Annotated in this window: 15 protein-coding genes; 10 read left to right on the top strand and 5 right to left on the bottom strand. The window is 39.5% G+C overall.

What is annotated here, in order from left to right:
- Positions 1-44 precede the first annotated feature (44 nt).
- A complete protein-coding gene (locus LPB68_RS16820) occupies positions 45-2,684 on the top strand; it encodes a cation-translocating P-type ATPase (RefSeq protein ID WP_068661134.1) in 2,640 nt (879 codons plus the stop codon).
- Between the two features lie 104 nt (positions 2,685-2,788).
- Here the strand turns inward: LPB68_RS16820 and LPB68_RS16825 are convergent, their stop codons facing one another.
- The 3 genes from LPB68_RS16825 to LPB68_RS16835 form a co-directional block, all read right to left on the bottom strand.
- Positions 2,789-4,483 (bottom strand): type 2 periplasmic-binding domain-containing protein, encoded by a 1,695-nt coding sequence (locus tag LPB68_RS16825; protein ID WP_068661135.1) that lies wholly within the window; start codon positions 4,481-4,483, stop codon positions 2,789-2,791.
- Positions 4,484-4,590: 107 nt separating this feature from the next.
- Positions 4,591-6,198: a response regulator transcription factor gene (locus tag LPB68_RS16830; RefSeq protein ID WP_068661136.1), complete on the bottom strand. Its 1,608-nt coding sequence runs from the start codon at positions 6,196-6,198 to the stop codon at positions 4,591-4,593.
- Complete coding sequence (locus LPB68_RS16835; RefSeq protein WP_068661137.1) at positions 6,173-8,014, bottom strand: sensor histidine kinase; 1,842 nt, start codon at positions 8,012-8,014, stop codon at positions 6,173-6,175. The genes LPB68_RS16830 and LPB68_RS16835 overlap by 26 nt, the downstream gene beginning before the upstream one ends.
- A 141-nt stretch (positions 8,015-8,155) precedes the next feature.
- Between LPB68_RS16835 and LPB68_RS16840 the strand changes: the two genes are divergently transcribed.
- From LPB68_RS16840 to LPB68_RS16855, 4 genes are read left to right on the top strand one after another with little or no spacing between them, the layout of a single operon-like run.
- On the top strand, positions 8,156-9,106 hold the full coding sequence (locus LPB68_RS16840; RefSeq protein WP_068661138.1) for an ABC transporter permease: 951 nt from the start codon (positions 8,156-8,158) through the stop codon (positions 9,104-9,106).
- A gap of 16 nt (positions 9,107-9,122) precedes the next feature.
- Positions 9,123-9,995: a carbohydrate ABC transporter permease gene (locus LPB68_RS16845; RefSeq protein WP_068661139.1), complete on the top strand. Its 873-nt coding sequence runs from the start codon at positions 9,123-9,125 to the stop codon at positions 9,993-9,995.
- Between the two features lie 49 nt (positions 9,996-10,044).
- Positions 10,045-12,189: a beta-glucosidase BglX gene (gene bglX, locus LPB68_RS16850; RefSeq protein WP_068661140.1), complete on the top strand. Its 2,145-nt coding sequence runs from the start codon at positions 10,045-10,047 to the stop codon at positions 12,187-12,189.
- Positions 12,190-12,242: 53 nt separating this feature from the next.
- The gene (locus LPB68_RS16855) at positions 12,243-15,590 is read left to right on the top strand and encodes a GH36-type glycosyl hydrolase domain-containing protein (protein ID WP_068661141.1); all 3,348 of its coding nucleotides are present in this window, start codon (positions 12,243-12,245) and stop codon (positions 15,588-15,590) included.
- A gap of 46 nt (positions 15,591-15,636) precedes the next feature.
- Here LPB68_RS16855 and LPB68_RS16860 read toward each other — a convergent pair whose 3' ends face one another.
- Complete coding sequence (locus tag LPB68_RS16860; RefSeq protein ID WP_068661142.1) at positions 15,637-15,960, bottom strand: hypothetical protein; 324 nt, start codon at positions 15,958-15,960, stop codon at positions 15,637-15,639.
- A gap of 315 nt (positions 15,961-16,275) precedes the next feature.
- Entirely contained in the window at positions 16,276-16,713 is a 438-nt protein-coding gene (locus LPB68_RS16865; protein ID WP_068661143.1) for a universal stress protein, read from the bottom strand.
- 247 nt (positions 16,714-16,960) lie between these two features.
- Here LPB68_RS16865 and LPB68_RS16870 point away from each other — a divergent pair, with 247 nt between their 5' ends.
- The 5 genes from LPB68_RS16870 (at position 16,961) to htpG (ending at position 22,554) form a co-directional block, all read left to right on the top strand.
- The gene (locus tag LPB68_RS16870) at positions 16,961-17,377 is read left to right on the top strand and encodes a peptidase inhibitor family I36 protein (RefSeq protein WP_068661144.1); all 417 of its coding nucleotides are present in this window, start codon (positions 16,961-16,963) and stop codon (positions 17,375-17,377) included.
- A 159-nt stretch (positions 17,378-17,536) separates the two neighbouring features.
- Positions 17,537-18,694, top strand: a complete 1,158-nt coding sequence (locus LPB68_RS16875; protein WP_068661145.1) for a hypothetical protein — start codon at positions 17,537-17,539, stop codon at positions 18,692-18,694.
- A gap of 115 nt (positions 18,695-18,809) precedes the next feature.
- Positions 18,810-19,913: an FAD:protein FMN transferase gene (locus LPB68_RS16880; RefSeq protein WP_068661146.1), complete on the top strand. Its 1,104-nt coding sequence runs from the start codon at positions 18,810-18,812 to the stop codon at positions 19,911-19,913.
- A 174-nt stretch (positions 19,914-20,087) separates the two neighbouring features.
- The gene (locus LPB68_RS16885) at positions 20,088-20,525 is read left to right on the top strand and encodes a HEAT repeat domain-containing protein (RefSeq protein ID WP_082865843.1); all 438 of its coding nucleotides are present in this window, start codon (positions 20,088-20,090) and stop codon (positions 20,523-20,525) included.
- 148 nt (positions 20,526-20,673) lie between these two features.
- Entirely contained in the window at positions 20,674-22,554 is a 1,881-nt protein-coding gene (gene htpG / locus LPB68_RS16890; protein WP_068661147.1) for a molecular chaperone HtpG, read from the top strand.
- Positions 22,555-22,667: the final 113 nt, after the last annotated feature.

Consider the following 22,667-nt stretch of genomic DNA (forward strand, 5'->3'; position numbering starts at 1 on the left):
GTATGATCTTGAAATGTAAAAAATAAATATAAGAGGTGTTAATCATGTGGTTCTCAAAGTCACAAGCAGAAGTATTACAAGAACTTCAAGTCAATGCTACTAATGGATTAACGACAGAGGAAGCTAAAGCTAGACTTGAACAATATGGAGCTAATCGACTAAAGGGAAAACCTAAGAAGAGTACGATCGCTCTTTTCTTTGCACAATTAAAGGATATGCTTATCTATGTTCTTCTGGGTGCTGGCGTAGTGACGCTTATCATTGGGGAATACGTGGATGCTATCATCATATTTGCCGTCGTTGTACTAAATGCGGTCATCGGTGTTATTCAAGAAAATAAGGCAGAGAAAGCGATTGAAGCATTACAGAAGATGACGACACCGAGGGCCCTTGTTAGACGTGATGGCGAAGTAAAGGAGATTCAATCTGAACTGATTGTACCCGGGGATATCGTGATCCTTGATGCAGGTAGATTTATCTCCGCTGATTTACGTTTATTAGAGAGCGCCAACCTGCAAATTGAGGAATCTGCATTAACAGGTGAATCAGTTCCTACAGACAAACAAGCTGACGATATTCATCCTGACCCCCAAACGCCAATTGGAGACAAATCTAACATGGCATTTATGTCCACGCTGGTTACCTATGGTAGAGGTGAAGGTGTTGCAGTAGCAACAGCTATGGAAACGGAAATGGGCAAAATAGCCAAAATTCTTGATGATGATAATAAAGAGTTAACTCCATTACAGAAGAAATTAGAGGAACTCGGGAAGACTCTAGGATTCATTGCAATTGGAATCTGTGTGCTTATCTTTATTATTGCTCTAATTCAAAAGAGAGATCTATTCGAAATGTTCTTAACTGCAATAAGTTTAGCGGTTGCGGCTATTCCAGAAGGACTACCAGCGATTGTAGCGATTGTGTTGGCGTTGGGTGTGACCAGAATGTCGAAGATCAATGCCATTGTTAAGAAGCTACCGGCCGTCGAAACGCTAGGCTCTGTCAATATTATATGTTCAGATAAAACAGGTACACTTACACAGAATAAAATGACTGTGGTAAAACATTTCACAGAACCTAATGAAAGCTTAGATAAGGATAAAGCTCCTGTTGAACTTATTAAGGCGCTTGTCTTATGCTCAGACGCCACTTTTGAAAACGGTGAAGGGACTGGCGATCCTACAGAAGTTGCATTAGTTGCATTTGGTGATAAGAATAATTTGAATAAACGATCACTAGATATGGAGTTCAAAAGAGTTGCTGAGAAACCATTTGATTCCGATCGAAAATTAATGTCAACATTAAACAAAATGGAAAATGGATATCGAGTACACACGAAGGGGGCATTAGACCAACTATTACAAATTTCAACCTTGGCCTATGTGGATGGAAAGGTAGTTCCTTTAACAGAGGAAATGAAGTTACAGTATCTTAAGGCTGCCGAAAATATGTCGGATGAGGCTTTAAGAGTACTTGGTGCCGCTTATAAAGATACGGATCATATTATTAGTGCTGATGAGATGGAACGTGATCTTACGGTAATTGGATTTGTTGGGATGATTGACCCACCAAGACTTGAAGTGAAAGACTCTATACGAGAAGCTAAGTTAGCTGGAATTACTTCAGTGATGATTACGGGCGACCACAAGAACACAGCAGTAGCCATCGCGAAGCAGCTAGGAATTGCAGAATCCATCGAGCAAAGTATGACAGGAACAGAAATTGATCAATTATCAGATGAAGAATTCTCACGAAGAATTAGCAACTATAGAGTTTTTGCCCGTGTCTCGCCTGAGCACAAGGTGAAAATCATTAAAGCTTTTAAGGCGAAAGGAAATATTGTCTCGATGACGGGTGATGGTGTGAATGATGCTCCATCTTTGAAATTCGCAGATATCGGTGTGGCTATGGGGATTACCGGGACAGATGTATCTAAGGGTGCAAGTGACATGATCTTAACAGATGATAATTTCTCAACCATCGTCCATGCGATTAGAGAAGGTCGAAACATCTATTTGAACATTAGTAAATCTGTTATTTTCCTATTATCTTGTAATCTCGGGGAGGTTGTTGCGATATTGGCATCCATACTCTTCTTTTGGCCGATACCACTTCTACCAACCCAGATTCTGTGGATTAACCTGGTGACAGATACTTTACCAGCTATTGCACTTGGTGTTGATCCAGGTGATAAAGATGTCATGAAGAAGAAGCCTCGTGATCCTAAAGAAAGTTTCTTCGCAAAAGGTGCGGGGCTCCGTGCTGTAATCGGTGGATTATTGATCGGGATCTTAACTTTAGTAGCGTTTTATTTGGGATTACATGAATTTGGTTATAGCTTAAATTCAGAGAATATCCCTGAAGATGCAATGATGAATGCACGGACGATGGCGTTCGTTGTATTGGCTTCGTCACAGTTGTTCTACTCATTATCGATGAGAAGTGCAACGAAGTCTATATTTCAAGTGGGATTTTTTACAAACAAATATTTAATTGGTTCTATAGTGACAGGATTAGTTCTACAGTTTGTTGTGATCACAATACCATTCCTAGCTTCAGCATTTAAAGTGCACAATCTCTCACTTGTGGATTGGGGATTGGTTATCGTATTAGGATTAATTCCCCTAATCATCAATGAGATTATTAAAATATTCATTCGAAGCACTAAAACTGGTGATGCTTGAATGCAGGACATTTAGATGATCAGAAAGAGGGACACTTTGCAAAAGTGTCCCTCTTTCAAATTCATCATAGGCTAAGATGAATCTATTAGTTCTTGAAGCTGTTTCTATTGTGATACAGATTTGAACCAATCATTAACTTCCTGCGTGATTTGCTCACCGCCATTGGACTTCCAGTTGGCTACAAATTCGTCAAATGAATCAACCGGCAGTTGCCCGTAAATGATTTTATTAAATGTTTCCATTTCGGATTGACGCAATAAGTTCCATTTCGATATCATCGTAGGTGTCGCCGCACCCGTGAAATAGTTTTGCTTGCGGATGTCTAATTGCGACATAACGACTTTGGCAGAATACCAGTTTTCAGGTTTCCGGAACTCAGCTTGTAGCTTTTCGTAAGGCGTTTCCGGTGCTATACCGTCTGCAAGTTTAACCAGTGTTTCCATATAAAGACTAGGTATTCGAGCTGGACCGGTTAAGAAAGGGAACTCATTGGAGAATTCTTTGATTTTGTCTTTATTGCTGGTCGGTTGTCCATCCACGATATCCCAATCGTACCCTTTGGCAAAGCCATACTCGTATTCACTGCCAACAGCTGGATTCGCCAGATTGTCTAACAGATAATTATAGTATAGGAATATTGCTTCTGGATGTTCGGCATCTTTATTAATCATCATACTACTGTTAACGCCAGAATTTTGCCATTTTGTTCCTATATCTCCATCTGGACCTGCGGGTATTGGATAGGCTTTATATTTCGATCCTGGAACGTTTTTCAATAAATCTGAAGCTGGCCAATCCGGTACCCAGTTTGCTCCTGGTAGAACACCAGCTTCTCCACGTGTCCAGATTTCAGCTGCCTTGCCTTCGTCCCACAATGCAGAGTCTGCATGAATGTATCCTTTTTCCATCCATTCACTCAGTTTCGCTAATGCTAATTTAGCACCTGGATTAGTGGAACCGTATTCAAGATTGCCATCAGCATCCTTGTTCCATTGCTCCTGAATCGTGCCGTATGCTCCGAACAACCAATCGAGAGATCCCATCCATGTGTTCGTTGCACCTTTCAATGAGATTGCAAGCGGATAAACTTTGTCAGGTGCTAATCCATCTGGGTTCTCATTTTTAAATTTATCCATGACGATTTCTAATTCGGCTATCGTTGTAGGTGCTTGAAGATTCAACTTTTCCATCCAATCTTCTCGTAACCATAGGACAGGATCGTCATTGTCTGTATACTCGAGGATCGGCATGTTGTATTTCTTACCGTCTCTCGTGAAGGGGTACCACAATTCTGGGTTCTTTGCTGCATGGTCTTTGAGTGTTTGGTTGGCATACTTTTCAAATAGCTCATCGATGGCTAAAAACTGGCCCGAATCGATCAATTGATTGGTCATTACAGGGTCAGTTGATACAGGTACGAAATCAGGTAGCTTCTCACCAGATGTAATAGCGAGTTGAAGATTCTGATTTTTTTGACTATCACTAGCCGGGTACCAGGTATCTTTATGTTTCATACCTAAGGTTTCCAACATCCAACGATCATGAACATTATCTTCTTTGGTATCGCCTTGAACGTATTTCTTCGGCATTAATATCGTGCTGAACTCAATTGGTGGATCATATTTACCTGTTTCGAACGCGATCTCACCAGCACTTTTTTCAGTAGTACTAACTGTATTGTTGTTGGTTGAAACGGCATTATTTGCTGTTTCATTCTGACCAGAGTTTCCACCACAAGCCGTGATCACCATAAGTGCTATAATCGTGAGCAGCAACCATGGTTTTTTGAATTTACCCATTTTTGATCTCCCCTTAATAATAAAATCTCTACATGAGTTACTTTACCAATGAACTAGGGAGTGGATCTATATGATTTTTTTAGTTTACATAGGATTTTGTCATGTTATTAATTGCTATCTCTATACTCTTGAGGCGTTACGGCAAACTGACGTTTAAATACTTTGATAAAGTAAGCTGAATCCAAATATCCGATTTCTTTGCCAACTTCATATATCCTTTTGTCTGTTGTTTTTAGTAAATGACAGGCGCGCTCCATTCTAAGACGGAACACGTAGTCGCTTATTCCTTCACCAGTTTCAATTTTGTAAATTTTGGATAAATGCGTCGGATGCAGATTAGCATGGGTAGCCAGTGCTCTTAACGAAACATCATCATGCAGGTTTTTCTCAGCAAACTCTTGAGTCTTCTTCACATATAGAGAACGTATGTCTTTAACATCATTCGATGTCTCTTCTTTCAGCTTACTAAGCACCTCCAAGGACCACTTTCGAAGCTTACTGATAGAAGAGAAGGTCTCTCCGTTTTGCAGATGTTCCATATCCGATCCCAGTAACTTGGCAAGCGCGTGTCCGTTTCGATGTGCTAGATGTGTGAAAGAAGAAGCAATTACAAATCCAGCCTCCATACAATGCTCCCAAGAATCATCCCATTTTCCATCCAGTTCCGCACATACTGTCAATATCTTATCTTCCACTGCATCCCAGCGGGCAGCCTCTAACAAGCTACTTAAGGAAGGCGGCATATAAAGAGAGTCCAAAGGTCCTGGTGAATTATTCTCTTCTAAGGCGCCAACCCGCATAATGAATTCTCGCTCGTCACCTACAATTTGCCGGAAATAGGCTGAAGCCTGCCGGTAACGATCTGGTAGCTGCTCTGGAAACTGAAACCACTCTGTTATTACAATGGACAGAGACCCTTTTAGAAACTGTTTCACTTTATACTGCAGTTGCAAGGAGAGTTTTTCCAAAATAGTTTCTTTGCCTATGTCAGCAACATGTTCTTTTAACTGAAGCATGAACACAAGATACCCATGCTCCTCTTTGACACCCCAGACTTCCGTGAATTCACCAATAATCTCTTCGGCCATATTGATGATTGCATATTCCATCAACAGCTGCCCATTGTTATTATATTGTCCGAATTCTTCCTCCATTCGGACGAGTAGCAAAGCACAATCCCCTTTAACGAAAGGTAATCCATAATTGTCGAGTTTGCGGATCCATTCCTTAGCTGGCATTTGATGGCCTCTCAATGCGTCAAGGAGTAATTGGCCACGCAAAAGCGGTAGGTTTTCCCGAAGAGTATATTGGGTTCGCTCAAGTGAACTAATAGTTTCCCATTCTGTATTTATTTGATGTATCGCTGCTTTAACCGCCCCAAACAATTCGTCATCCGTCGGTGGCTTAAGTAGATAGTCAACTGCATGATGTTGAATCGCTTTTTTGGCGAACTCGAAATCGGAATGACCGGATAAAAGAATGCATTTGATTTTTTTATCGCGTATCCGTATACGCTCAATCAGTTCCATCCCTGTCATCTGAGGCATAAGAATATCTGAGATTACAATATCGATAGGATATGTATCTATGATTTGTAGCGCTTCTTCTGCGGAATAAGCTTTGTGTACATATTGAATGCCGAGCGTGTGCCAAGGTTTGTGTGTGGATAGGTTGTCTACCCAGTGAGCTTCATCGTCTACTATGATCATCTGCATGTTGTGTGTCTCCTTTGTTGGTTGGATAATAGTGTTGTTCTTCTTCAGATGATACCTCCCAAATGATCTCTGTCCGAAATCCCCCGAGTGGCGATTTCTTGAAGTTTAGATAAGAGTTATTTCCGAATTGGTGAATGATCCGTTGACTCGTATTCCAGAGGCCACAACCCATTTCTTCCTGTAATGGGTCTCTCATTTTCCTTGTCAGTACCTCATACTCCTCTGGATTCAACCCGGGTCCGTCGTCATCAATATATACCCTACAGAAGCCATTGGACATTTCACCGCTAATCCGAATTTCACCCGCTGTGTAAGATTTTCCTATACCATGAATGACTGCATTTTCCACAATGGGCTGTAGCATCAAGCGTGGTATAGGCAGGGTCAGCATTTTCTCGGAAATATCGATGTGATAATCGATTCTGCCGTTACGAAGTTTTTGGATATCCAAATAGTTGATGAGTAATCGAATTTCCTCGTCTATTGTAGCCGTTTCTCGTTCCATTCGAGTCGTATAACGATAGTATGAGCTTAAATTATATGCCATTGAAACGACCGCTTCCTCATCCTTCATCTGGGCCATATTAATAATATACCCAAGGCAGTTATAGAGAAAATGCGGATTGATCTGAGCCTGCAACTGCTTCAGCGTTGCTTCACGGGCACGAATCTTTTCATTAAGTACGTTCTCAATTAAGTCTTGAATTTGGCGTGACATATTATTAAAGCGATGAAACAGAAACGAAAACTCACTACGTTCATTTGAATGGAGCCGTACTGAATAGTCTCCTCGCTGTACGCGCCGTAGACCGTTAACCAGCTCTCGGATGGGGCGTTGAACGTTTCGGTATAGCAAAACCGATGCAGAAATTCCAACAACAAAAAGTAAGAACATACATAAGTAGAATAAATTACGAGTAAATGATATCGGCCCCAATAATTCATCGAGCGGAACAACATCAACTAGATGCCAACCCAAATGAGGGGATTTAATAGAATTCACTAAATAATCCTTCCCCTCCAATTCAACTACCTGTTGCGTCGTATCCTTCAGTGATTGTCCATCCAAATAAGTTATCAATTCACTCGATAGCTGCTTGTCCGCGCTTCGATTCAGGATCGGTGTATTCCCATTATGGTAAAAAAGCGGATCTCCTTGTCCACCGGCCTTATATGTATCTAGCATATTTTGAATATTCTTATAACTGAAGCTGGCTTCAATCACTAGGTTACTCCCTGTAAGCATACCTTGCTGAGTTACAGAATCGGAGTAGAACCAATAAAAGGATTCTAGTTCTTCAGGGTAATCGCTTTCGCCATTACCGTATGTCCATTTTCCACTCATATTTCTATTTAGATAATCCTCATCATAGGTTTTGGGTGTGTCGTAATTAGAAATGATATCTTTGTTTTGTTGAGAATGTACAGCGTATCCAGCCGGCCATATATCAATTACTCCCGATTGAAGTACCATCTTTTCCTGAATCACAAATCTTGTCTGCATCCGACTATAATTATCATCCCAAATGTTTAATCCGTTGAATTTCTGAACATTGGGATCTTTCGAGAAGGTGATGGTAAAATCCATCATTTGATTAATCCGTGAATCAATTTGACTGGATAAAAAAGCAATTTGTTTTGTGCTAGATGTCTTTAGCTCTTTACTCACAACATTGAACGAAACGTCGTTTGAAAACGTATACACAATAATGATTGGAATAAACAATATTATGATCAAGATATTCATTTTCGAGAAAAGACTAAATTTAGTATGAACCTTATCTTTAACAAATGTAATAACTTTTCCAAATCCCATATTGTCTCCTCCAGACGAATCCCCTAATAAAACCATATCAATCCTAACATTGTTATATAGTCAGCTCTTTGAATTACTTGATACTATATATATCAGAGATTCTGATTACACACAAAATATTTTTTTGAACGGGAGAGAGCTATGGAAGTAAATACTGTACAGCAGGTAAATCTGAAATCTACCAAGCATATAAAAAGAAAACGCAGCTATAAGCAACCATGGATACTACATTTCATGGTGTTACCAGCGGCTATTTTGGTTTTTATTTTCTCTTATATTCCAATGTCTGGAATTATTATGGCGTTTCAAGATTATAAGCCTGCCTTGGGAATAAGCGATTCACCGTGGGTCGGTCTGAAACATTTTCGATACATGTTGGAGAATGAGTATTTCTTGCAAATTACGTGGAATACGCTTTTCTTTGCTTGTTCCAAGATGGTAATGAACTTAATCATTCCGTTTCTTTTCGCATTATTATTGAATGAGGTAAGGAACATGGGGCTTAAAAGATCCATCCAAACGCTCGTTTATCTACCCCATTTTCTTTCATGGGTCACTCTATCAGGAATCTTGATTGATATTCTCGCCCAGACGGGTCTCATCAACCAATTCCTTACAAGTACTTTCGGTATTAAGCCAATTTTCTTTTTAGGCGATGGTTTTTGGTTCCGATTTACCATCATCTTTAGTGATGTTTGGAAGGAATTTGGATTTAATACGATCATCTTCTTAGCGGCACTCTCGGGTATTAATCCATCGTTATACGAAGCTGCAGAGGTAGATGGAGCTAACCGTTGGAAACAAACGATGCATATTACCATACCTTCAATTATCCCAATCGCTATCGTTATAGCAACTTTAGCATTAGGTAATGTATTGAACGCGAACTTTGATCAGGTGTTTAACTTATATAGTCCCTTGATTTATCAACAAGGAGATATTATTGATACATTCGTGTACAGAGAAGGTCTTCTTAGTGGACAATTCAGCTTTGCTACGGCAGTCAATCTATTCAAATCTGTGATTGGCTTAATCTTAATCGTTGTATCTTATCGTCTTGCCTATAAATTTGCTGGCTATCGGATCTTCTAGAAAGGATGACAACCTAATGTACCATAAAACAATACCTTATCGAATATTCAGCATTTTCAACAATATGTTCTTGGCTGCTGTTGCCATTCTCTGCTTGTTACCCCTATATCACTTATTGATGGTGTCCTTGAGTGCATCCGCTCCTGCCAATGCTGGATTGGTTACATTTTGGCCGATTGGCTTTACATTGGAAGCTTATACAAAGACGTTTAGTAACGTCAATTTCTTGTCATCCTTATGGGTATCTGTACAACGAACAATTATCGGGACAGCACTTGCTCTGATTGTTAACACCCTCGCTGCATATGCTCTTTCCAAAGAAACCCGTGTCTTTCGTGCACGCAATATCTATCTTTGGTATTTCGTTGTTACCATGCTATTCAGTGGTGGCCTGATTCCAGGTTATATCCTTATTCTAAAGCTTGGACTTATGAATTCCTTATGGGCGCTTATCCTACCCGGAATGGTTGCGGTCTTTAACATCATACTGCTTCTGAATTTCTTCCGTACTGTCCCTAAAGATCTCGAGGAAGCTGCCTTTATCGATGGCGCTGGCCAATTTCGAACGTTCTTTAGTATTTATTTACCAGTCTCATTGCCGGTCATTGCTACGATCTCCTTATTCATGATGGTCGGACATTGGAACTCGTATTTTGACGGTATGATTTATATTAGAGATGCTGAAAGGCTCCCACTTGCGACTTTCATGCAAACGATTATCGTTCAGGCAGATATGACAAAATTGGATCCACAAGCAGTAGCAAACCTATCTCAACGTACGATTCGAGCTTCACAGATTTTTATAAGTGCCTTACCTATACTGCTGGTCTATCCTTTTCTACAACGTTTTTTTGTGACTGGGATTGTTGTTGGCGCTGTAAAAGAATGATATTCAAAAGTAAACATGCCAATCTAAGTCTTACAGGAGGAAATGCATAATGGATAACCAACATTTGTCAGCATTATTAGAACAGATGACACTGGAAGAAAAAATAGCACAAATGCTGCAATTGGTCGTGTCTTATTTCGTAGGATCGGAAGAAGATGGACGGATTACAGGACCGATGGAGTCGCTCGGGATTACAGAGGAAACAGTGAATCAAGTCGGTTCTATATTGGGGCTTGGCGGAGCGGCAAAAGTGATTCAAGTGCAACAAACACATCTGAAGAATGACAGATTAGGTATTCCCATGATCTTCATGGCGGATATCATACATGGCTATAAAACCATTTTCCCCATACCCCTAGCTATAGGCTGCTCCTGGGACCAGGAACTAGCAGAACAAAGTGCTGCTATTGCTGCCAAGGAATCCGCAGTATCTGGGTTACATGTAACGTTTGCACCTATGGTTGATCTTGTACGAGATGCACGTTGGGGACGTGTGATGGAATCAACGGGGGAAGACCCGTATTTGAATAGTTTATTTGCTCGAGCATTTGTTCGGGGATTTCAAGGGGAAGATTTAACGAATGATGTCAGCCGAGTGGCAGCTTGTGTGAAGCATTTTGCAGCTTACGGTGCTGGTGAAGGTGGACGTGAGTATAATACGGTCGATCTTTCGGAGCGACAGTTGAGAGAATATTACTTACCAGCCTATAAGGCTGCCTTGGATGAGGGCTGTGAGTTAGTAATGACATCATTTAATACAGTTCATGGCTCTCCAGCTACAGGAAATCGGGCTCTGATGCGGGATTTATTGCGAACAGAATGGGGGTTCGACGGGGTACTTATCTCTGACTGGGGAGCCGTGATTGAGCTCATTGCTCATGGGGTTGCAGAAGATGAAGCGGAAGCAGCCTACTTAGCCGTCCAAGCAGGCGTTGATATTGAGATGATGACCTCGTGTTATGTTAAGCATCTACCGGAACTCGTAAGAAAAGGTAAGATAAATGAATCTTTGATTGATGAAGCTGTACTTCGTATATTGAATTTAAAGAACAATTTGGGGCTATTCGAGAATCCGTTTCGTGGAGCCGATCCAGAAGCAGAACGAGAGATCGTATACTGTGATGAACATAGAGCTGTTTCACGTGAACTTGCCTCCAATTCATGTGTTCTTCCACTTCAACCAGAGCAACGTATTGCTTTAATTGGTCCATTCGCGCACAGCAAAGATATCCTCGGCCCATGGTCTTGGATGGGAGCTGAAGAAGATATTACGCCTCTGGATACGGCAATTCAAGCTATAATTCCGCCTGCCAATATGCTAATTGCTGAGGGTTCAGATATTGATACGATCACTGAGAAACAATGGCAAGAAGCAATAGAGATCGCTCGTAAATCGGATGTGATTGTTCTTGCTCTGGGTGAGAGCTCACACATGAGCGGTGAAGGAGGAAGTCGTGCGGACATTGCTTTGCCAGAAGCACAACTTCAATTGATTACTCACTTGCGCACTTTGGATAAGCCTATGGTAGCTATTCTTTTTAACGGACGTCCGCTAGATCTTCATGGTGTCCATGATCAAGTAGATGCTGTTCTGGAAGCTTGGTTTCCGGGAAGTGAGGGAGCTTGCGCCATTACAGATATTCTATATGGTGAAGTCAACCCATCCGGACGGCTATCCATGTCGTTCCCATATGCTGTAGGACAGGTACCCGTATATTATAACCATTACAATACAGGTCGTCCGAAAAAAGAGTCCGAACCAGATAATCGCTATGCATCCAAATATCTAGATATTCCGAATGAACCTCTATTCCCATTTGGGTATGGCTTAAGCTACACGGAATTTAAATACGGTGAAATGATGCTCTCAGAGGAGGTAATCACGTCAGATTGCTCACTACAGATCACAACGACTATTACGAATACTGGGAAAAGAGAAGGGGAAGAAGTCGTACAACTTTATATTCGTGACATCTCAGGAGAGGTAGTTAGACCTATGAAAGAGTTAAAATCTTTCTCAAAAGTCCTTTTACAGCCTGGAGAGTCTAAGAAAGTTAGCTTTACAGTGACTGAAGAGCAACTTAGGTATCATCATTCCGATTTGAGTTACAGTAGTGATGCTGGTGAATTTGCCGTGTTTATAGGATCGAATAGTCGAGATGTGGTCGAGCGTAGATTTCGTCTTTTAAAGTAATGAAAAACAGCATGTGATTAATGAACCTCATAATGAGTAGGAGTGAGAAGACAATGGTATCCAAGAATGACGACTTGCTTACTTTGGAAGTGGGAAGTCTAACGTTTAGATTTCTATCGAGTGGAGATTTGTATCAAGCTACATATGGCGGATTGATGATTAATCAATGGCTGTCCAATTCAATCGATGGATCACTTAATAATATATATTTACGACTACATGATGATGAGTTGGGAATTCAAGCCTATCCCTTGCTCGGAGTCAACTCTCAGAGTCGTGTTCGTAAGTTAGATGATCGACTTGTATTTGAAGGTGAAGTAGCAGAGATTCGTTATCAAGTGATGTTCACACCGACGGATAAGGGCATATGGTTCTGGGATGTTAAAATCGAGGGGAATCATAACCAAATAGATTTGATATATGGACAAGATATCGGAATCGCTAATGAAGGGGCTGTCCGCAGTAACGAGGCATATTTATCGCAATATATCGATCATACAGTATTTGATGACGAGCGTAATGGATACGTTGTATGTTGCAGACAGAATCAGCCGCAAAGTGGAGTATTCCCCTATATCCAGCAGGGGTCTTTAACTAGAGCTACCTCCTTTTCAACAGACGGATTTCAATTCTACGGATTGTCATATAAAGAAACGAATGTACCCGAATGTTTAACACAAGATACACTGGCAAATGAAATCTATCAGTATGAATTTGCGTATACAGCATTACAATCGGAATGCATTCAGCTAGATGGAGAAGCTAGATTCGTATTCTACGGAATATGTAAGGAAGACCATCCTACCGCGATATCGACGCTAGAGTATAGCGAAGAAGTAGCACAGGCTCGAAAGGCCGTTGAGAAATTAAATTTTGATGGAGGAGAACTCCTGAATCTGGTATCTCTTCTACCTTCTATAGGAGTTCCATTGCATACGGAAGTGTTGAATGAAGCGGAATTAAATCGTTTATTCCCTAACCGTCATCAAGAGGAAGTGGAAGGAAATGACTTACTTGCTTTTTTCACAGATGGTTATGAACATGTTGTACTAAAGGAAAAAGAGCTAAGAGTGGAACGTCCTCACGGACATATTCTAATGAGTGGTGACAATGTAAGTCTGAAGAATCCTGTGATGACGACAACCTCTTATATGTACGGTATTTTTAATTCACAAGTTGTGGTAGGTAATACCAATTTCAATAAGATGACGACAAATGCAAGAAATGCGCTTAATGTGCCCAAAACATCGGGTCAGCGGATCTATGTAGAGATCGATGAAGCTTATCGACTATTAACGATGCCATCCGTATTCGAAATGGGTTTCAATTACGTACGTTGGTATTATAAAACGAAAGATGATCTACTCATCATCACCAACTTTACGACAGTAGATACCCCAGAGGTGCGTTTGAATGTACGTTCAGAACAGGGTAAATCATATCGTTTCTTAGTGAGTAACCAAATTACGATGAATGTGAATGAATATGAAGTTCCTTATCACATACGTGATCATGGTGAATATCTATCCTTTCATGCAGACCCTGCATCGCTAAGTGCTGACATCTATCCAGCACTAGAGTATCGCATTCATTTGACAGGAAGTAGCATGAAGGTTTCTGATGAGCGTAAGTTTGTAAGTCATATCGCCCGAGGTGATGCTTCATTAACTGTGTTGGAGCTAGATGTGAGTAGCGAGTGGACAATGACTTTTCAAGGACTACTGAATGGTGGAGAAATGCCTTTAGTCGAGCGTAAAGCTGAAGAAGAAATAGAGCGTTATCGGGAATTTTTCCGTTCTGTGATGAATGGATTTCATTTATCAACAGGGACTGGCGATGAAAATGAACTATTTAAGGTGAATGGATTGGCTTGGTGGTACACACATAATATGCTTGTCCATTACTCCGTACCGCATGGTCTAGAACAATACGGTGGAGCAGCATGGGGAACACGGGATGTCTGCCAAGGACCTGTTGAATATTTCATGGCGACTCATAAATATGATCAAGTGCGTGCCACGTTATTAACTATTTTTTCTCATCAGTACGAAGATGATGGTAACTGGCCACAATGGTTTATGTTCGACAAATATACGAAGGTTCAACAGGAAGAGAGCCATGGCGACATCATTGTATGGCCGCTTAAGGTACTAGGTGATTATCTGAATGTTACTCGTGATTACAGCATATTGGAAGAACATGTTCCCTATACAAGCAAACATAGCTTTGATATCACAACGGAGACAGCGACAATATTAGAACATGCTTACAAGGAAATCGATTATATCAAGAATCATTTCCTACATGGTACGCACTTATCTTCGTATGGAGATGGTGATTGGGACGATACTCTTCAACCCGCTAATGCTCAATTGAAGCAGTATATGGTCAGTAGTTGGACTGTAGCTCTTACCTATCAGACGTTGAATCAATTTGCTCAAGTGATGGAGGTTGTTGATCCAGTTTCAGCGGTAAGCTTACAAGGGCTGGCTGATGGAATCCAAAAGGATTTCAACCACTACATGCTGCAAACAGAAGTTATTCCCGGTTTCTTGTATATGGAGAGTCCTGAGCAGGTGAAATTGATGGTCCATCCAAGTGATACGGAGACGGGTATTCAATATCGATTGTTACCGATGACACGCAGTATGATCAGTGAACTATTGTCACCTGAGCAAGCGGCAACACATTATGATATCATTCGTGAACAATTCGTTTGCCCCGATGGTGTGCGATTAATGAACCGTCCTGCACAATATGTTGGGGGAGTAAGCACACACTTTAAACGTGCTGAGCAAGCTGCAAACTTCGGACGTGAGATTGGACTGCAATATGTACATGCTCATATTCGTTATGTGGAGGCTATGGCTAAACTCGGCAAAGAAGATGATGTGTGGAGTGGGCTTGCGCGAATCAACCCTATTGGTATTAAAGATGTTATTCCCAATGCAGAATTACGTCAAAGTAACGCGTACTTCAGTAGCTCTGACGGCAAATTCAATACTCGTTATGAAGCACAAGAGAGATTTGATGAATTGCGTAGTGGCAAAGTGCCGGTGAAAGGTGGATGGAAAATATATTCTAGTGGACCGGGAATCTATATGAACCAATTGATCTCAAATGCATTAGGTATCCGCCAAGAGGCAGGCGACTTGATTATTGATCCGGTGTTACCGCAAACGTTGGACGGTCTACGTTTCGATTTCGAGTATGCGGGAGCACAAGTGAAATTTGTGTATCATTTAATTAGTGGTGACGTTCATCGTGTCAGCGTAAATGGTCAAGATATTACGACGGAGACCACAATGAATCGTTACCGAGTTGGTGGATTACGGATCGCGCGGAAAGAGTTCGATCGTGTACGTTCAGAAAAATTGAACATTGTGGAAATCTTCATGTAAAGAGGGGAAGGAATCCCCTTTTACTTACATCCTAAGTGAGCTTATTTCAATCGTATTCATTATTCTCGACTTCCGACTGTTGATCTTTGGGAAGTTGTTGAATGAGCTTAGCCTTTTTATTAGCCAACTGTGTTGATAAAACAGTTTGTAAGGATTGGATTTGTTTGATATCTTCGTTCAATTTATTTATTCGACTCATTTTACTGCTTAAATCGTGGGCGGATGTACTCAATTTCATATCTCTTTGTAATTGATTTATTTTTGAAAGTGCTTTTTCTTCTTTTTTCTTTTCATTAATGATTGTGTTGTGGACTTCAGCTATTTCTTTATTTAAGTTACTTACAACAGTTTTAGTGAAACTAATTGGCATCTGGATAGCTCCTAATAGTAGTATTGATTATCATTATTCTACTATAAATAAATGTGATTCACCAATTCCTAATGATCTCCCCTTATGGCAGCGAATGTTCTAGTTCATTTATTATGAACTTAGACATGGATGAATGGGGTGAATGAGAAATTTATATATCAAATTATCATGCAAGGGATAAATTAATAGATTAGAAGAAATTGAAATGCACCCCTAGAATGATCCAGGGAGTGCATTTTTTTGAAATATTTTAAAGTGTAAGTTTCACTTGATACTCTATTTCTTATATTTCTCTGCTTGTGGTTTTATTTATATTTAGTTAGCTTGGCTAGGAACAACCATCACGGGACAATTCGCCCGATAAAGGACACCTTGACTTACACTTCCGAGCACACTTCCAACGAAGACACTATGTCCACGTGAGCCCATGACGATACAACGGATATTACGCGTGTTAGCTTCTTTACAAATTTCATCTCGTGCATACCCGATGAGTAATACTGATTCGTAAGGAACGTTAGAATCAGTAAGAATCCGTTCACCTGATTCGACTGCTTCTTTATATTGTATATACTGATATTCTTTCATATCTGATTCATTGAAGAAGAGTGTGGTATGTGGGGATGTGAAGCTAGGTTGCACATTGATTAATATAATCGATTCCTTATATTTATCTGCCATGTCAATTGCAACCCGTAAAGCTTCTTGTGCACCTTCAGAGCCATCAAATGGAACAATAATATTCTGTCTCATATCCATTACCTCCCTGATTCGTTGTTGAAAGATATATGATTTATTGTTCTTTATATGTCTAGTATATCATTTTTGGCAATAAATATAAAGCGCTTACAATAATGTGCTATGGTAGCTTCGAATAATAAAGTGAAATCTCTTAATTTTATTTTATAAGTTTTTTTTTTGATATGAACCCATAAATAGATAGAAACACAATCACTCCTTGAAGATTTTCATATGATGATCTCATAAAGGAGGTGGTAATATGAAAAAAGTGATACCCACTCAGTCGTCACGCTTACCGTTCCTAACCATATGGAGTGATGCAGATTTTTCTGGAAGAAGACTACGCTTTAGACGTAATTTAGGTGTTCGTAGTTTAGACGTTTTTAATTTTAATGATGTCTTATCTAGTTTTAGGTTTGAGGGTAGAAGTAGTAGCACATTGGTATTATTTGAAGATATTAATTATCAAGGGAACCGTCGTATCTTTAGAGGAACTATCGATGTGAGCTTTATCAGTAACTTTAATGACACTACTTCTTCTTTTATTATTTCTCGTAGTCGTTTATCTACTAGTGATATCAATCGAATTCAACGTCGCGGTAGTGCCCCCAATGACTTCGCAGAAGTTCTTGGCAACGGTACAACAAGAGTACGTAAACCAGTAGTTAAGAAGTAAGAAATAAATTCATTACCGAAGAGACGGTTGCCGCCCATTGAACATGGATGGTAGCCGGATCTTTTTTTAATTTTATTTTGTGACTATTTTCACATAGTATTCAGGAAAAATGTGTAATAATACAGACTTACAGAACATTATTAATCAGGGGGATTTAATATGAAGAAAATGTTTATTAGCCTATTAGCAGCAGGAATGGTTATTTCGATGTTTGCGGGATGCTCCTCAAACAATTCGGATAATGAAGCAACGAATACTACAACTCCGGAAGCAACTCCAACAGAGGCTGTAGCTACGGATAATGAAGCAACTGACACTGCAACAGCAGAAATAGGAATTACTAAAATGGGTCTAGGTCATATAACTTCTATTGCGAGCTCAAGTGATATGAGCAAAGATGCGGATGGTAAAATGGTTCCAGCAAAAGGTCAAGTAGATACTGTTATGGTAGCAGCAGCATTTGATAAAGATGGAAAAGTTGTAAAAGTAACCATTGATAATGCACAAGTGAAAGTCAACTTTAAGGAAGATCTGCAAGTTGATGGTGATTTAACCGCTGAGAATAAGACAAAGGTTGAACTCGCAGATGAATACGGCATGATTAAAGCTTCTTCCATTCAGAAGGAATGGTACCAACAAGCGGATGCACTAGGACAATGGATGGTTGGTAAATCAATCGATGAAATTAAAGGAATGAAAACCAAAAAAGTAGATGAATCTCACCCTTCAGTACCAGATATTGCTGAACTTACATCTTCTGTAACAATCACTGTACAAGATTATGTTGGTGCTCTAGAAGAAGCATACAACAATGCCATTGAAGTTGCAGCAGGTGCTGAGAAACTTGGTCTTGGACATAACATCTCCATTGCTAGTTCCAAGGGGTTAGGAACAAAGGATGGTGCTGAAGTACTTCCAGTGGCACAAGTGGATACAGTTATGATTGCAACAACGTTTGACAAAGATGGTAAAGTAGTTGGAACGGTAATTGATAATGCTCAGACGAAAGTGAACTTTGACAACACAGGTAAAGTTACCTCTGATTTAAATGAACAACCAAAAACGAAGGTTGAACTTGGTGATGAGTATGGTATGATCAAGGCTTCATCGATTCAAAAAGAATGGTATCAACAAGCAGAAGCATTAGCGGAATGGATGGCAGGTAAGTCAGTAGATGAGATCAAAGGTATGAAGACTAAAGCTGTGAATGAGTCGCATCCTTCAGTTCCAGATGTTGCTGAATTAACAGCTTCCGTAACCATTACAGTACAAGATTATATCGCTGCATTGGAAGAATCTTCTGTTAACGCGAAATAATATATATTAATGTATTTGAATAGTAACAATCGAACTCTCCCTTTATAAAGGGAGAGTTTTGTCACAATAGGGTATTATTTAATTAGTTAAGTTTTTATGGAATGAAGGGGATCACATGTATAGATGGAGTAAGGTTGTAGCAATCGTAGTAACGTTGTCTCTTCTCTTGTTAGGTTGTCAATCTGGAGGGAATAATACTGCTATCCATTATGAAAAGTATAGTGGCAGTTTCTATGATAGTTTTAATACGCTAACGCAGTTCGTTGCTTATACTAAGAGCGAAGAAGAATTTCAACAATACTATGATCAAGCGCATGAACGTTTCATAGAGTTGCACCAATTCTATGATATTTATAATGATTATGAGGGTATAAATAATATAAAGACAATTAATGATCATGCAGGAATTGAACCTGTCAAAGTAGATAGAGCCATTATTGATCTAATTCTGTTCTCGAAGAAATGGGCTGAGCAAATTGGTTCAGATACGAATATCGCTATGGGTTCCGTTCTTCAGATTTGGCATGATTATCGTGAAGCGGGTATCGATGATCCAATGAATGCGATGTTACCTCCGATAGAAAAACTCATGATGGCGGCAGAACATATAGATCTTGATCAAGTCATCGTAGATACTGATAATAATACTGTGTATTTGGCTGATCAACAGATGAGTCTTAATGTTGGAGCCGTTGCCAAGGGATATGCTACAGAAATTGTAGCCAATGAATTAATGGCTGAGGGATTATTATCTGGGATGATCAGTGCTGGCGGTAATGTTCGTGCTATCCACAAACCTCTTGATAATGTCCGTGAGCGATGGGGAGTAGGATTACAGAATCCGGATAAGTTTATCGCAGTGGAAGAAGATAATCTATTGGATACCATTTTTGTTGATAATGCTTCTGTCGTTAGTAGTGGGGATTATCAAAGATATTACGTTGTGGATGGGGAGACTGTCCATCATTTGATCGACCCCAAGACGTTGATGCCCGGACAATATTATCGCGCTGTAACGATTGTGACGGAAGATTCAGGCGTAGCAGATTTCTTGTCGACAGCTACATTTCTCTTGCCATTTGAGGAGAGTAAGGCACTCATAGAAAGTCTAGAAGATGTAGAAGCGGTCTGGGTGATGCCAGACGGAACAGTTAAAGCGACCGATGGAATGGAAAAGATAATGAAAAGTCATGGTGCCACAGGAGCTAAATCAGAATAAATGATGGATGGATTTGTTTAGAGTATAAAGTATAGCGCAATAATAGCAACAGATGAGGTATAATGGAGAGTAGTGGAAATTGTTGATTGGAATATATCTTCGAATACCAACAAGATTGAGAATAGAAGGGAATTGGATCGTTTGAATAATGAAGAATTGAATAATGAAGAGGTAATGGAGTTAGGCCCCAATATGGAGCAATTAAAGAAAGCTGTCCATCGTACATCTGATTGGAGAGAACGTTTAAATGCCGTTGAAGAATTAGGTAAGTTGGGTGACAAACAATCCATCGATATCCTTACACGTGTTATGGCTAACGATTCTGTGTATAAAGTACAAGAAGCTGCTTTCCATAAACTCAAGGAATTGGGTGAAGACGTACAATTACCAGCCAAGGATTCTGGTGAATTGTATAGGGGTATAACAAAGGTTTTATTAAGAATTAAGAAGAGTCTACCGGAAGGTCATACTTATGAAGACTTCAAAGAGAAGTTGAAAAAGATGAGAGTTGATTTGTACGACACATTTGAAGGTGACAAAGGTGCAGAGTTTGATTCGTGGCTAGAAAATACATGGGCATCCCTATCCGTTAGAACATCTCCAAAAAAATAATAGATGTTTTCTGATCGACGTCTAGCATTAACAACTTGACAACAAATTTTACTATATGTAAAAATAGGAATTAGCACTCTAGTCGCTCAAGTGCTAATTTTTTTATTTAACGACTATATCATTTTTTGAATTGAAGGGAGAACTAATCGTGATCAAAAAAGAGTTTAGAGCAGAATCTAAAAGAATGATGGAAATGATGATTAACTCCATCTATACGCACAAAGAGATTTTTCTAAGAGAACTTATTTCAAACGCTAGTGATGCCATTGATAAAATATACTACAAAGCACTAACTGATAATGACATGGTATTTAACCAAGAGGACTATTACATCAAGGTTACAACAGATATGGCGAACCGGACATTAACTATTACCGATACAGGGATTGGTATGTCGAAAGAGGAGCTAGAGAATAACTTGGGAGTGATTGCTAAGAGTGGATCATTAGCTTTCAAGAAAGAGAACGAAGCGAAAGATGGACACAATATCATTGGTCAATTCGGAGTTGGCTTCTATGCTGCATTCATGGTGGCGGATGTTGTAACTGTCATCAGTAAAGCTCTAGGGAGCAATGAGGCGTTCAAATGGGAATCTCATGGTGCCGATGGGTATACAATTGAGTCATGTGATAAGAATTCTGTAGGAACTGAGATTATTCTGAAAATCAAAGAGAATACAGAAGATGATCAATATGATGAATACTTAGAAGAATACCGCTTAAGAGGGATTATTAAGAAATATTCTGATTTCATTCGCTTCCCGATCAAGATGGATGTGAAAGAGCAACGTCCAAAAGAAGGCGTAGAGAATGAATTCGAGGAAGTTCTTGAAGAACAGACCGTTAATAGCATGGTTCCAATCTGGCGTAAGAATAAGAACGAATTGTCTACAGAAGATTACAATAACTTCTATGCTGAGAAACGTTATGGCTTTGATAAACCACTTAAACATATCCATATTAGTGCCGATGGCGCTGTAGTCTATAATGCGATTCTATTCATTCCTGAGAATACACCATTTGATTATTACACCAAAGAATATGAAAAGGGCTTAGAGCTTTATTCTAATGGTGTATTGATTATGGAGAAATGTTCTGATCTACTCCCTGATTACTTTGGCTTTGTCAAAGGAATGGTCGATTCTGAGGATTTATCGTTGAACATCTCAAGAGAGCTATTACAACATGATCGTCAATTAACATTGATTGCGAAAAATATTAAGAATAAAATCAAAAGTCAATTGTTGAGCCTATTGAAGGATGAAAGAGAGAATTACGAGCAATTCTTTACAGCATTTGGTAGACAGTTGAAATTTGGAGTCTATAATGATTACGGAATGAATAAAGATACTTTGCAGGATTTGCTCATGTTCACTTCCTCCAAAGAGAAGAAACTAGTTACCTTGGATGAATATGTATCAAGAATGCCTGAAGATCAGAAGTTTATTTATTATGCTTCAGGTGAATCTATTGATCGAATTGAGAAGTTACCGCAAATCGAGTTAGTATCAGATAAAGGATATGAGGTTCTATACTTTACTGACGATATCGATGAATTTGCGATTAAGATGATCATGAGCTATAAAGAGAAAGAATTTAAATCCGTATCAAGTGGTGATTTAGGAATTGAGACGGATGCTGAAGACAAACCAACCGAAGAGGAAGAGAGCGATAACAAGGAACTCTTTGAAGCTATGGCGGGTATTCTAAATAATAAAGTAAAGAATGTTAAAGCATCGAAGAGATTGAAGACCCACCCTGTGTGTCTATCTACTGAGGGCGAATTAACGATTGAAATGGAAAAGATATTGAAAGCAATGCCTAATGGACAAGATGTGAAGGCAGATAAAGTTCTAGAAATCAACGTCAATCATGAAGTGTATCAATCATTAAAAGATGCTTATGCTAATGACAAAGATAAATTGAGCTTGTATACGAACCTATTGTACAATCAAGCTTTGCTAATTGAAGGATTAACAATTACAGATCCTGTTGAATTTACCAATGATATTTGCAAAATAATGATTTAAGACAATTCATAGTTGATTAAGACTGAATAACCCGTGTCTGGTATAATCCAGTACGGGTTATTTATGTCTTATGTTTCTGCTAGAATTAAGATAATAATCATTGTATACGAAAG

It is taken from the genome of Paenibacillus crassostreae, assembly GCF_001857945.1.
Classification (GTDB): Bacteria; Bacillota; Bacilli; order Paenibacillales; family Paenibacillaceae; genus Paenibacillus_AQ; species Paenibacillus_AQ crassostreae.

Coding starts and splice junctions, on each gene's coding strand:
- LPB68_RS16820 (WP_068661134.1), top strand. CDS start 45: ATGTGGTTCTCAAAGTCACAAGCAGAAGTATTACAAGAACTTCAAGTC.
- LPB68_RS16825 (WP_068661135.1), bottom strand. CDS start 4,483: ATGGGTAAATTCAAAAAACCATGGTTGCTGCTCACGATTATAGCACTT.
- LPB68_RS16830 (WP_068661136.1), bottom strand. CDS start 6,198: ATGCAGATGATCATAGTAGACGATGAAGCTCACTGGGTAGACAACCTA.
- LPB68_RS16835 (WP_068661137.1), bottom strand. CDS start 8,014: ATGGGATTTGGAAAAGTTATTACATTTGTTAAAGATAAGGTTCATACT.
- LPB68_RS16840 (WP_068661138.1), top strand. CDS start 8,156: ATGGAAGTAAATACTGTACAGCAGGTAAATCTGAAATCTACCAAGCAT.
- LPB68_RS16845 (WP_068661139.1), top strand. CDS start 9,123: ATGTACCATAAAACAATACCTTATCGAATATTCAGCATTTTCAACAAT.
- bglX (WP_068661140.1), top strand. CDS start 10,045: ATGGATAACCAACATTTGTCAGCATTATTAGAACAGATGACACTGGAA.
- LPB68_RS16855 (WP_068661141.1), top strand. CDS start 12,243: ATGGTATCCAAGAATGACGACTTGCTTACTTTGGAAGTGGGAAGTCTA.
- LPB68_RS16860 (WP_068661142.1), bottom strand. CDS start 15,960: ATGCCAATTAGTTTCACTAAAACTGTTGTAAGTAACTTAAATAAAGAA.
- LPB68_RS16865 (WP_068661143.1), bottom strand. CDS start 16,713: ATGAGACAGAATATTATTGTTCCATTTGATGGCTCTGAAGGTGCACAA.
- LPB68_RS16870 (WP_068661144.1), top strand. CDS start 16,961: ATGAAAAAAGTGATACCCACTCAGTCGTCACGCTTACCGTTCCTAACC.
- LPB68_RS16875 (WP_068661145.1), top strand. CDS start 17,537: ATGAAGAAAATGTTTATTAGCCTATTAGCAGCAGGAATGGTTATTTCG.
- LPB68_RS16880 (WP_068661146.1), top strand. CDS start 18,810: ATGTATAGATGGAGTAAGGTTGTAGCAATCGTAGTAACGTTGTCTCTT.
- LPB68_RS16885 (WP_082865843.1), top strand. CDS start 20,088: ATGGAGTTAGGCCCCAATATGGAGCAATTAAAGAAAGCTGTCCATCGT.